This window comes from Lachnoanaerobaculum sp., assembly GCF_057250505.1.
The window spans coordinates 86,453-100,236 of sequence record NZ_DBHIEQ010000004.1 but is presented as its reverse complement, the minus strand read 5'-3'; the positions used below and the strand labels follow the sequence as shown (position 1 = coordinate 100,236).

Genomic DNA, 13,784 nt, shown 5'->3' with positions numbered 1-13,784 from the left:
TCATGGGACTTAAAGACTTGGATATAAAAAAAGAATATAGATCTTTAATCGATGACGTCATTATGGAGTTTTATGTTCCCTTATTGAACGAGTCTATTTTATATCAAAGAGCAGTTGGATTTTTCTCATCATCAGCATTAATTGCTATTTCCTCCGGAATTGAAGGATTGATAAAGAATGGTGGAAAAATCCAAGTCGTTGCTTCTCCAAGATTAACAAAGGAAGATATAGAAGACATTCAAAAAGGCTATGAAGTAAGGAGGATAATTGAAAATGCGTTGCTGAGAGAAGTGGTCGATCCTGATATAGTGGCAGAAAAGGAAAGTCTATCATATATAGCACAACTCATATCAGAGGGAATTTTGGATATTCGAATTGCCTTTGTATCATCAAATAATTCAATGGCTATGTACCATGAAAAAATGGGAATCATAACAGATGAAAATGGAGATGTTGTTGCATTTTCTGGATCTATGAATGAAAGTGATAATGCTTTTCGAGGAAATTATGAATCGTTTGATGTATTTTGTTCATGGAGTAATGATGATGAAAGGGTGTTACAAAAGAAGATAGCATTTAAGGCTATCTGGGAAGGTTATGAACCTGGAATTGAAACAATTGATTTTCCTGATGCAGTCAAACGAAAATTATATGAGTACAATCCACCTTTATCTAACACCATTATAGAAGAGAAAAATAATATTATTACGGAATCCTATTCAAAAGATGATATCTATCTACCAGAAGATTTTTCGATTCGTCCGTACCAAACAGAAGCTATAAAAAAATGGCGAGAAAATGGCTATTCTGGCATTTATGATATGGCAACAGGTACAGGAAAGACATTGACTGCACTAGCAAGCATAGAAGATTTATACCGTAATAATCATAAAAGACTTGCTGTAATCATTTTGTGTCCATATCAGCATTTGGTTGAGCAATGGGTTGAAGATATCGTTAAATTTGGAATGAGACTAATTATTGGCTATTCGTCTTCGAAACAAAAGAATTGGAAGAAGATGCTTGAACAAGCGGTACGCTCATTTAACTTAAGAGTTTCAAATCATTTTTGCTTTGTGACAACTAATGCATCTTTTGTAACAAAGAAAGTTCAAGAGCAGATTAAATTACTGAGCGAAGATACAGTATTTGTGGTAGACGAAGCTCATAATATAGGTGCTTATAATTATAGAAAAAATTTGCCAAAGGATATTAGATTTAGATTAGGGCTCTCTGCAACTATTGATAGACATAATGATGAAGAAGGAACAGAAGCTTTATCAAAATATTTTGGTAGTAAATGCATAGAGTATTCATTGAAAGATGCAATCGAAAATAGAATGCTTACAAGATATTACTATTATCCTGTATTGACAAGTCTTGATGAAGAAGAATTAGAAAAATATATTGTTTTAACTTCTCAAATCGCAAAATCGATTACTAAGAGAAAAGGAAAAGTTGTTCATTCGGAGTACGTTAAACAGTTACTGATAAAAAGATCAAGAATCATTGCAGGCGCAAGAAGCAAACTCGGTGCACTTGAGGAAACAATGAAAAACCACGTTAACGATAAGTATCTGTTGGTTTATTGCGGAGCAACCACTGTAAAAGAAGATGATACTGAGGACTTAGATTTTGGTAAAAGACAAATAGATTTAGTAACAGACTTGTTGGGAAATAAAATGAATATGCGTGTTGGCAGATTCACCTCACAAGAATCTGCCCAAGAACGTTCCCAAATTAGAGATGCATTTGCAGATGGTGAAACTCTCCAGACACTTGTGGCAATTAAGTGTCTAGATGAAGGCGTAAATATTCCGAGTATAAAAACAGCGTTTATCTTGGCAAGCAGTACAAATCCTAAGGAATATATACAAAGAAGGGGAAGGGTGCTTCGGAAATTTCCAGGCAAAGATTATGCAGTAATATATGATTTTGTTACTCTTCCTTTCGAACTAGATAGTTTATCTCTTCAAAGCGAGGAGCTTATTGAATCAACAAAAGGGTTGGTGAAGAGAGAATTAATCAGAATGATGGATTTTGCACAAATATCTGAGAATCCATCAAACACATATGACCTAATGTATGATTTAAAACATGCATTCAATATAACGGAACAGGATTTGATGGAAGAGGAGGGAAATAGTGATGTTATCTGATGAGATTAATAAAATTGAAATTGATGAGAAGAAGCTTACACAAATTAAGAAACTAATAATTTCTGCCGAAAGAAATAACATCAAAACGGGTAAGTACACAACTCAAGATATGGTTAAAGCACTATGCCGTATTATCGAGAAAAATGCAGAATAAGGGGGGATAAAAGATGTTGATTAAAAGCATTACAATGAACAATTTTCGCCAGTTTAAAGGTAAACAGACACTTTTATTCTCCTGCAATGTAGAGAAAAATGTAACTGTGTTATTAGGTGATAATACATTTGGAAAGACAACAATTCTACAAGCGTTTAACTGGTGCTTATATGGCTTTGCGGATTTTCAGAAAGATAGTAATCCTGATTTCCTTATGAATTTGGAATTGGCTGAAGAACTTGTTGGTATACAGCAAAAGTGTGAAGTTTCTGTTGAGCTAGTAATAATACATAAAGATATGGAGTATATTGTTGCTCGAAAACGCCCGTATATCGATAGAGCATGTGGATCATGGAGTGCATTAGGCGATCAACTTACGGTTTCATACAAAGAACAAGGGATAACGAAGCAAGTAAGAGAGGGTGAAGAGCGAGCAATTATCAATAGCATTCTTCCACATTCTTTAGCAGGATACTTTTTCTTTGATACAGAGCGTGTTTCTGACATTAGCACAAGAAAAGATTTATCTGATGCCGTTAGAGGACTTTTGGGTTTAGCACCTGTGGAAAATGCACGTAAGCATTTAGGAAGTAGAACTCTTAAGTCAACAGTTATTGGTCATTGGAATTCTGCTCTTGATTCTGACGGCGATGACAGAGCGAGAGATGCTCAGCAGACTATTTCTGATGAAGAAGACAAAAAAGAACGTTTACTTAAGGAAATAGAAAATGCAGAGGCAGAATTAGTTTCATTAAATTCTCAAAAAGAAAAAATTGCAGAAATATTGAGAGATAACCAAAGTACTTCAGAGCTACAAAGGAAAAAACAATCGTATGAAGCGAAACTTGAAGAAAAAAAATCAGAATTAGCATCGTACAATAAACTGTTTTTGGATTTTTATAATAATGGAATAATCGGATATTTTTCTTTGCCATTGATAGATGATGCTGAAGAGTATTTGAAGTCGGCCAATATTGATGATAAAGGTATTCGCGATATGACCGAAGCTTCAGTTAGAGATTTAATTAAGCGTGGAAGATGTATATGCGGTGCACCAATTATCAGCCCATCGGGAACAGATAATGGAAATGAGGCTTATATTCATATATTGAGTGAACTTCAATACTTGAGACCTGCACACTTGGGAACCGATATACGGAATTTCAAGCAGTTAACGATATCAGAAAAGAGAGCTTCTGAGCAGTTTTATCCAACCATCGATCAAAAGTACAAAGAAATTCAAAAACTAAGAGATGATATTGCAAGATTAGAAGATGAAATTTCGAAAATTGATAGTAGCATCTTTGGAAAAGAAAATATGAGCAGTTATGAAGCTGATATGAATAGAATAAAGGCTGCTATTAAAGGAATGAATGAGAAAAAAGATCGTTGTAATAAGGAAATTGGTGCCTGTGAAAGCGCAATTGAATCTGCAAGAAAGGTTTATGATAGTTTGATTTCTGCGTCTGAGCGTAATCAAAGGCTTATTCGTTATATTGCCTATGCTGAGAAGGTATGTGAGTGGATTGATGAAACCTATGTAGAAAAAGAACAAGAAATGCGTTCTAAATTGCAGGAACGTGTCAATGATATTTTTTCTAAAATGTATCACGGTGAAAGAAGAGTCCAAATTGATAAACAGTATCATGTAACATTGTTTGCACATATTAATGGTAAAGAAATTATTACAGGTGAGTCAGAAGGATTAAAACGTGTTAAGAACTTTGCTTTTATTGCTGGATTAGTAGATTTAGCAAAGGAGAAAGCTACTTTAGGAAATAAGCCTATAGATTCAATTAGCTGGGATAATGAAGCTTATCCACTTGTAATGGATGCGCCTTTCTCGAATGCTGACCAAACACACATAAAGAATATTTCCATAATTCTTCCAGAGGTTGCTAATCAAGTGATTATGTTTGTTATGGAAAAGGACTGGCAATATGCAGAACCAGTTATCGAAGGAAGAGTTGGAAAGTATTGCAAGCTTGAAAAAATAACTGAATCTCATACAGAGATTGGAAATTGAGGTGGAATTTATGTTTGAGGGCGATTACACAATATATGGGAAGCATGCAACTTATATAAAATATTTAGTAAATGAAACGAAAGCATTCAAAAGATATATTGATGTATACATGGCTGGCGCAGTTCTTGGAGCTTTAAATGAAAAAAAAGGTGAGATAAGTGATTCGAGTGATAGGGCAAGAATTTATTCAGATGCTTTTAACACAGAGTATGTTAGGTGTAATGAATTATTCAAGACCATTATTCTTTCAGAAACCTCGAAGTCTTGGGCAACAGAAGATCGTGTGAACATTTGTTTTAGATATAGAGATAAATTAGATCCTATTGCAATTCCTCCGGTATCAGAGGAGGAAGTCTCAACTATGAAAGATGCATTGAATTTGTTTAATTCATATGTGTTGGGAGGTATTGAAATTCTCTATGAAGCATTTTCTACGAATGCAACCATATCAATGGATGATGCTGTAGATTATGCTTATAAAACAGTGTTTGATCAAAAACTGTTAATCGAAAATAGGCAGGGAGATGAGGAAGCTAGTCAGCTCCTGATACCAGAATATTAGAGGACGTAATATAATGAGCGATATTTCCAACGAAAATACAGGGTTGTCTGTTCGGGCACTTCATGTTTTACATAAAATGAACATCAATACTATTGATGAATTGTTGGCTGCTTCTATAGAAGAAATTTCAGAACAGAGGAATGTAGGAGCCAAAACTGTTTCAGAAATTTCTACTTTAATTGACTGTATTGAGAAGGGCAATTTAGAGATAGAAAGTAGAGACACAAATGATGTGAAAGAAGTTGTTGCGTCTTTTACCACAGAACAATATGAATTCATGAGCTTTCACACAATAGAAGAGTTGAATTTGTCTACTAGAGCCTATAATGGTTTAAAAAGAATTGGAGTTTCTACAGTTAATGAGGTAGTTAAGTTATCTGTTAATGATTTGGATGAGATAAAAAACCTTGGTGTAAAATCAAAACAAGTCATCCTCGATGCGAGAGAACATTGGCTTAAAGAAAATGAAATTTTTCCATGTATTAGGGGTGAAAAAGCTGAGTTATCAGAAGAAGATCATTATTTTAAGAAAATATGTGAGCTGATTAAGCCGATTGGATATGTATATTGGTTTGATTTAAAACAAGCGGCTTTGATGTCTAGAAATTACGACAGAATTACAAATAATGGATTTCAAAGTGTTGATAGCGATAATCTTATTGCATTATTTGAACTTAAACTGCTGCATTCGGTGTTGGAACAGTTGGCAATTAAAATGCTTAACGGAAGAATTGTCACTGAAGAATACTTTGGTGAAATGATGGGGTCTTTATCGTTAGAGTTTAGTGCAAAAATAATTATAGATAGATTGTTAGAATCGAATATTTGTGAAAACCTGTATGGGTATTTTGTTATTACTCGTCAAAATGTCAGGGATTATTTCGAATCTATATCTGCACAGCTCGATGAAAGAGTACATTCCATAATATACTTTAAGCTTGATGGTGAGACGTTACAAACGATTGGAGAGTTGCTAGATGTAACCCGAGAGAGAGTAAGGCAAATTGCTGCAAAACAGATAGACAAATTTCCTTTGCTTATTGAGGATTATTTTAGAATTCCGTTTGAATATTTTAATATCGATAAAAAAGATATGATTGTTCTGTTTCCAGAGATTGACAAGTGGGGATATGAATATCTTTCTCAACGATATAAGCACGGGAAACAAATATTATCAAAAGACTCTTTAGAGGGATATACAGGACCTTATGTTGAGAGAATCCGAGAATTTTGTTTAGAAAAAGCCCAAAGAGTTGAAAAGGACTCTGTTTCTCGTACGAAAATGGTTTATAAGGTACTGATGAACAATTCCGACATTTCTGTTAGTATGGAAGAATTTGAAGCATTATATAATCAATATATTTTGACATATGGATACGATAGTAAAAAGCTGAAGCTAAATCTTAGAACTCTTACTAATCATTTAAGAACTGCCAAAAATATTGTTTTTAATAATGATAATAAATTTAGATATTTAAATGTTGATTGTAAATCATTAGGCAAAGAAATTGATTTTAATATATACCAAGATTTGGTAATCTCAGCTGAATTAATATGGCGAGATTTTCCGGATGTTATGATTGATTACGATATTCGTGATGGACATGAATTATATTGTTTGATAAAAACAGCGGAAGATTTTTCAAGAGAAAACGGCATTACATGTCGCCGAATTCCTACATTGATAGTTGGAGATGGAGATGAAGAAAGGCAAGCTTTACACTTGCTAAAAGAGCTTTCTCCCATAGAATATTATGATTATTACGCAGCATATGAAGAAAGATTTGGAGTGAGAAAAGATAGTGCACTTGGGAATCCAGTACTTTCGCATTTCCTCTCTAATTATTTAGCTAACGGAATATATGCTATTGATGTACCAGAAATCAATGAAATAGATGTTGATGCTTTTATTAGCGTACTAGAATCTTCAAAAATATGGTTTATTGATGATTTGGAAAAGATCTTTAGGAATATCTGCATAAACTCATCGGAGGATGCATTAAATGCGACGTCTTTTATGCGTATCGGATATACTCTTAATGCAGGTTATGCGTATAAATCATTATATGGTAGTGTTACGAATTTTTTTGATTCGGAAATATTTTCTGAGGTTGTCATTGATTTATCAAAATTCGATCCAAGACTGATTAGTTTATCTTCATTTACATCAGCATTGGATAAAAAGAAAAGATCTTTGGAGTATATTGAAGTATCACCCAAAATTCTTTTTTCACTAAGCAAAGTAAATAAAGATTATGGATTGTCACTTGATGAAATTCAAGATATTCAGCAATTACTTTCAAGTTATGTAACGGAGGATTATTTTAATGCACAAAGCATTTGGGATAAAATCTCTAAATTGTCAATCATTGATAAGCTGAATTCAAATATTTGGATGTGTAATTGTATCATGAGACAACAGGAAGGAACATGTTCTTTAAGGGTTGCAGGCAACATTATTTTATCTAGAAACAGTGAAAATCTGAATCTTCAAAGCATATGTAAATGGATTACACAAGGATATGGGAAAATGACATTGAATATGCTCACGGATAAGCTGAACGAAATGTTTGGAACGAGTATAACGACGTGGAAGATTGCAGAAAAAGTAAAATCATCTGGAGCGTGGGATGATATTATTACAGATTCTCTAGACGAGTATATTGATTCACTTATGGATAGTTCAAACGGAGAGAAGGATTTCTTCCAAGAAGAATTTTTCTAAGCCGGATAAATAATACAGGAATATGCTTGGGAAAATAGTACACAGCAAAAGATAAGGAGAAAAAAGTGAACCATTTGATAAGTAGTGTTATTTATATTGATCAACTGCTGAAAAAATCAGAAACTACGATTATGTATTCTGATAATGGAGAGAATTCAAAAAAATATAAATTAAATTCAAAAAGAAAATATATTATTCCAGGATATCAGAGAGAAATTCAATGGAGAAGAAATAATCTTCAAGTACTTATTGATGATTTATTAGTTGGAAATAAATTTTTAGGTATTTTACTTGTCAGTAGCTCTAATGAAGAAGACTTTGAGATTATTGATGGGCAACAAAGAATGACTGTCTTTTATATGATTCTCAAAAGAATTTTTCAAAAAGAAAATGAGAATACAGGTGAAGAATTTACATATTGTGGTTTTGAAAACGACACATTTAAGTATTTCTGGAAAGTATTGACTGATGAGTTTGCTTCAGAAATCGAAGAAAGTCATATTGAAGAGTATAGAGTAAGTGATTTTTTAGAACAAGAAAGTCGAATTAAAGACTTATGGGAATGTGTAAAGCAAAATATTGATGGTATGTCGAATATTGATAGAGATACTCTTAAGAAAAATCTTTTAGAGAGTACCGTTAATATTCTAATTGCAGATACAAATAAGAATGATCCTAGCGCAAAACGAGTATGTGCAGATTATTTCATAGATATAAATAATAAATCTGAGAAATTACAACCTTCTGATATATTAAAAGCGTATGCATTTAGAGAGCAATATGATAATGCAGCTACATATTGGAAAAAGATACAGCAAGCTTGTTTTAGGTACGAAAATGAACATAATATCCAATACCCTAAAGAATCAATGTTCTTGCATTATATGCTGTGTACTTTAGGACCAGTGACAAACTATAAAATTAAAAGTATTTCGGAGGACTATAAGCTTAATAAAAAACTAATAATTAATGATAAAGTTTACGACCTTGGGACCGATATTGAGGTTCTAGTTAAGGAACCAAATTATTACAAAAGTATGTTTAAAAGAGTAGAGCAGTTTCAACAATTTTGTGAAACAGTTTCGAATTCAAGAAAGTCACCAAGCATTTATTTTAAAGGTTATTTTAATGAAGGTGCAAAATTAGATGATAATAGTTATGATGCGATTTTTATTATAATACAAGATATTCTGAAGTGCTCTGATGTTGTTCCTAAAATGCTTTTAATGAAATACTTTATTGACGTGATTCAAAATAAAAAGGCTTCGAAAGAAGAGTATTATTTGATATATCCAATAAATGTTTTAGCAACTGTTTTCTCAGCCGGAAATCCTAATGATAAGCAGAGTAAAGTGTTTGCTCCAATTGTTTTGAAGAATAACTGGATGGAAGAGTTGACAAAACGAGGCTTAAAATATCTTGAGTCAATATCAAGTAAGGTCAAGCTGAACAAGAATGTGGTTAGTAGGGATAAAGATGAAATAAAAAATATTGGTAAATACAAGGCTTCTAGAGTTCTGGCAATTATAGAAACCTATAATATTTCTTCATCGAAATGTAAGCCAAAAATAGCAGATTACGTAAAGTATAGAAATCCTCTTGTATGTAATGATGAACATTTTGCAATTAATGCCAGTGGAAAAATAAGTACCAAATATCGTGGAGAAGAAGTAATTGAGTTTGAATATCAACAAAAAATATACTCCAAGGTATGCTATATAGGGAATTATATTAAATTAGATCCGAACTTGAATAAAAAAATTGGAAATGAAACCATTAGGAATAAAATTGATATGATAAAAAATGAACTATCAGGACAAGCAAACGTTTTATATGGTTCAGTAAGTCAAAAAAATTTAAATAAGGCGGATGAGATATTTTCAAAATGCCCCTCTAAAGCTGAGCTTGATAGTTGTAAAACCTTTGAAGAGGCGAAAAATCTATTAGAGGAATATTATAATAGTGCCTTTGAACAAGAATTTGAAAACTTCATCGAAGAGATAATCGAAAATTATAAAATCTAAAACACGATAAAAATTTTGAAATTTTAGATTGAAGGTAAATGAAAAACTTATTATGACGTAAAGAAGTGTGGAGAAAGAATCCGTAAGCAAATTAAAGTGGAGGGATAGACACAGGAGGAATTTGCAGAGAAAGATTATGGAAGCTTGGCACATCTAAAATATATTCTGAGTGAGAACTGAAGGTTTTCAATAGATACACTAGATGAAATATCTTGTGCTTTAGATGTAAGTATTGATTATCTACTTTTAGGCCATGATTGTAAGCGTGTAGAAGCAAGAAACAAACTGCTTGACGTGATTGGTACCTGTCGCAAATAGAGAGAGTTATAAAAGTGATACTATAGGTAAGAGTGATGATAACAACTCATCATAAAAATGCAGCAATACGCAAAAATTTTACGAGTACTTGGTATCTACCGGAGTGTCAGAAGATAATATAGTAGAGTTGGCATTGGATGAAATCAGTTATGCAAAATATAGAAATCCAATGGAACTTGATCAATATATCCGAGCTGCTATTTCTGATAAAAAGCAGAAGTGCTATGTGTTCATCGATGAGATTCAAAAGGTGTCAGAAATTCAGAATCCGTATGTAGATGACAAAGAGGCTAAAATCGGATTTGTTGATGTGCTGTTAGGATTAATGAAGCTGAAAAATATGGATTTATATGTAACAGGTAGCAATTCAAAGATGTTGTCTTCAGATATCTTAACTGAGTTTAGAGGGCGTGGAGATGAGATTCGTATGAATCCACTTACTTTTGCAGAGTTCTATTCTGCATACGAAGGGGATAAGAGAAATGCGTGGAGAGAATACTATACCTATGGGGGAATGCCGTTTGTATTGTCTTTAAAAACGCATGAAGAAAAAAGTAAGTATTTAAAGGATCTATTTTCAAAGACCTATATTTCTGATGTGCTGGAGCATAATAAGATTGAAAATGATCAGGATGTTTTGGAGGAATTATTAAATATTGTGTCATCGGCCATTGGATCGCTTACGAATCCAAATAAGTTGTCCAATACATTCCAGTCAATGCGACAAGTACGGGTCGCACTTGCGACCATAAGTAAATATCTTGATTACTTTATTGATGCGTTCATTTTAAATAAGGCATATCGTTATGATATTAAAGGGAAGAAGTATATTGACACTCCACTGAAGTATTATTTCAGTGATGTTGGATTAAGAAATGGCAGACTGAATTTTAGACAACAGGAAGAAAATCACATCATGGAAAACGTGATTTACAATGAGCTAATTGCTAGGGATTTTGATATTGATGTTGGTGTTGTGGAATACAACTATCGAGACAAAGACAAAAAATCAAAAAGAGTTCAGTTAGAAGTTGATTTCGTAGCGAATAAAGGAAGTAAGCAATACTATGTGCAATCAGCACTCAGTGTTGAGGATGAATCTAAGAGACTACAAGAAATCAATTCGCTTGTTCGAGTATCAGATTCGTTCAAAAAGATTGTTGTCGTAAGAGACAATATTATGCCTTGGCATGACGAAAATGGAATCCTATATATTGGAATAGAAGATTTCTTATTAGAACCGGAATCGTTAGATAAATAAGAAAATAAAGGAATACAATAATTATCAGAGGACTTTCAAATAAACTTATAAATGCAAGGACACAAGCAAGCGTTCTCTGATAACTGAATACCATTCACTTGGTACACTACTTCTTGTGGGAGCTTGCAGTACGCCATGATGTCTATCGGGACGGTAGTGGATACATATTGTAGAAATAGTCAAGGATGTTAGTATGCAGATGACAATGCTGTGATTGCAAGAAGGGACAATGATACTTCCGTAATTCGCGGCCCGGCTATAATGCAGGCGGGGGTAGATTCTAATGGAGCAGTGATGTAGGATGTCAGCAAGATGAAATCCCTGACTACCGGGGTATAGGACAAAATAATCAAAGTCTACAACTTAAGTAGTCATAGACTTTGATTAATTGTACTCGATTTTAAAATTTATAGTTTACTCCACCGTAACAGACTTTGCCAGATTTCTCGGCTTATCAGGGTCTAAGCCCTTTAAGAGGCTTACCTGATAGGAAAGAAACTGCAGCGGAACTACCAAAAGGCTTCCGGCAAAGAGAGGTTGGGTCTTCGGGACGCTAAGTATTTCTTCAAAGTCGTCTTCCTCTACTGAAATATCTTCCATAGTGAAAGCAAAGCATTTGGCACCACGGCTTTTTACCTCGTGAATATTTGAAATGCTTTTTGCGGCAAGCTCCTCTTGAGAAAGAAGAGCAATCACAGGACTGTCCTTTTCTATTAAGCTGATGGTACCGTGCTTTAACTCACCGCTGCTGTAGCTTTCACAGTGAATATAGCTGATTTCTTTAAGCTTCAAAGCTCCTTCCATGGAGACTGCCCAGTCAAGACCTCTTCCAAGAAAGAAAATATTTTTATCATCCTTCAGTTTTTTTGCCATAGGTAGGGTTTCACTGTCAAGTGAAAGACATTGTTGAATCTTACCGGGGAGATTGAAAAGCTCCTCTTTAAGTCTATGAGCCTCTTCATCTTTAATTTTGCCCTTTGCTTTAGCTAACAGCAGTGAGAAAATGTAGCCTGCAACAAGCTGGCAACTGTAGGCCTTGGTGGTGGCTACCGCAATTTCAGGTCCTGCCTGTGTATAAAATACAAAGTCGGATTCACCGGCAATGGCTGAGCCGTTTACATTTACTATGGAAAGGGTTTTAGCCACCAATTTTTTAGCTTCCTTTATTGCGGCTAAAGTATCCGCAGTCTCTCCCGACTGGCTGATGCCTATTACCAGTTCTCCGTCTTCTAAAATCGGGTGATTGTAGCGAAACTCACTTGCAAGTTCCACCTGTACCGGAACTCTTGCCAAGCTCTCACAAACCGACTTTAATACATATCCTGCGTGGTAGGCGGAGCCGCACGCAATGACCCTAATCCTTGTAATATCTCGGAAATCTTTTTCACTCATTGAGAATGCCTCATAGGAAAATTCATTATTTTCCTTGTCGCAGGAGTAGAGCAGAGTATCCTGTACGGCCTGAGGCTGCTCGAAGATTTCCTTTTCCATAAAGTGAAGATATTCTCCTTTATGAATCATGCTGCTGTCAAGCTCTGCGACAGTGGAGGAGCGCTTTACCTCTTCTCCGTTTTTGTTGTATATATGTATTTCATTTTTTGTAATGCTTAAAATTTCTTTATTTTCTAATTTATAGAACTCCTTGGTATAATCAAGAAAAGCTGAGACATCGGAAGCCGGATAGAATCCGTTTTCACCTTTTCCTACAACCAAAGGACTGTCCTTTCTCATGGCATAAAGTGTATTTGCATCATCCTTGAACATAATTGCAAAGGCGTAAGAACCCTTCAACTCCTTTTGTACTGCGAGGAGTGCTTTTAAGATATTCTTTTCCTGTAGGTAAAAATACTCAATCAGATTTACAGCCACTTCCGTATCTGTGTCTGAGTAGAAGTTGTAGCCTTTTTCTTGTAAAAAGTTCTTTAAATCCGCAAAGTTTTCAATAATACCGTTATGTACCAACACCACTTCCTTATGCATGGACAGATGTGGGTGAGCATTCTTTTCATCAGCCTTACCATGAGTTGCCCAGCGTGTGTGACCGATTCCCATAGAGAAGGGAAGCTCACATCCTTTGGAAGCTGCGACCTTCTTTTTCAATTTTTTTAATTTACCTACAGCCTTTACCACAGTGAAAGGTCTTGAATAAAGAGCTATTCCCGCAGAATCATAACCTCTGTATTCAAGACGCGAAAGACCGGACAGTAGAATATCCTTTGTATTCCCCTGCCCAACAAAACCGACAATACCGCACATTGTATTTTCTCCTATTTGATTGTTTATTGTGCGAAGAAAGCTTTTGTTACGATCTTGATTTCGCTTTTTTTCTTCCTCTTACGATGCACTACTCCGAAACAGCATCCGCCGAATCTTTCGATAACTGTTTACCTCGTCGACTTGGGACTCCCCGAAGTCATGGCGCTAATTTTTCCTCATTCCTCAGTAAAGAAAAATTTGTGTTATGATAACACATCAAAATGAAATTTGGAATGCTTTTTTGCAAACATTAAAAAAATTCATACAAAATATGGTAGAATAATATTATATAAATGCAG

The 13,784-nt window shown here is 34.3% G+C and carries 8 protein-coding genes; 7 read left to right on the top strand and 1 reads right to left on the bottom strand.

Features of this window, described 5'->3' with window-relative positions:
* The first annotated feature begins 2 nt into the window (after positions 1-2).
* The 7 genes from ACO6FI_RS03135 (at position 3) to ACO6FI_RS03105 (ending at position 11,229) form a co-directional block, all read left to right on the top strand.
* Positions 3-2,159, top strand: a complete 2,157-nt coding sequence (locus ACO6FI_RS03135; protein WP_485456069.1) for a DEAD/DEAH box helicase family protein — start codon at positions 3-5, stop codon at positions 2,157-2,159.
* A complete protein-coding gene (locus ACO6FI_RS03130) occupies positions 2,149-2,313 on the top strand; it encodes a hypothetical protein (RefSeq protein ID WP_485456068.1) in 165 nt (54 codons plus the stop codon). The genes ACO6FI_RS03135 and ACO6FI_RS03130 overlap by 11 nt, the downstream gene beginning before the upstream one ends.
* A gap of 13 nt (positions 2,314-2,326) precedes the next feature.
* Positions 2,327-4,339, top strand: a complete 2,013-nt coding sequence (locus ACO6FI_RS03125; RefSeq protein WP_485456067.1) for an AAA family ATPase — start codon at positions 2,327-2,329, stop codon at positions 4,337-4,339.
* A gap of 10 nt (positions 4,340-4,349) precedes the next feature.
* A complete protein-coding gene (locus ACO6FI_RS03120; RefSeq protein ID WP_485456066.1) occupies positions 4,350-4,901 on the top strand; it encodes a hypothetical protein in 552 nt (183 codons plus the stop codon).
* A gap of 13 nt (positions 4,902-4,914) precedes the next feature.
* Positions 4,915-7,626: a DNA-directed RNA polymerase subunit alpha C-terminal domain-containing protein gene (locus tag ACO6FI_RS03115; RefSeq protein WP_485456065.1), complete on the top strand. Its 2,712-nt coding sequence runs from the start codon at positions 4,915-4,917 to the stop codon at positions 7,624-7,626.
* Positions 7,627-7,691: 65 nt separating this feature from the next.
* The gene (locus ACO6FI_RS03110; RefSeq protein ID WP_485456064.1) at positions 7,692-9,650 is read left to right on the top strand and encodes a DUF262 domain-containing protein; all 1,959 of its coding nucleotides are present in this window, start codon (positions 7,692-7,694) and stop codon (positions 9,648-9,650) included.
* Positions 9,651-10,071: 421 nt separating this feature from the next.
* Entirely contained in the window at positions 10,072-11,229 is a 1,158-nt protein-coding gene (locus ACO6FI_RS03105) for an ATP-binding protein (RefSeq protein WP_485456063.1), read from the top strand.
* Positions 11,230-11,643: 414 nt separating this feature from the next.
* On the opposite strand, the gene glmS is transcribed toward ACO6FI_RS03105, so the two are convergent.
* Positions 11,644-13,485 (bottom strand): glutamine--fructose-6-phosphate transaminase (isomerizing), encoded by a 1,842-nt coding sequence (gene glmS, locus ACO6FI_RS03100; RefSeq protein ID WP_485456062.1) that lies wholly within the window; start codon positions 13,483-13,485, stop codon positions 11,644-11,646.
* Positions 13,486-13,784: the final 299 nt, after the last annotated feature.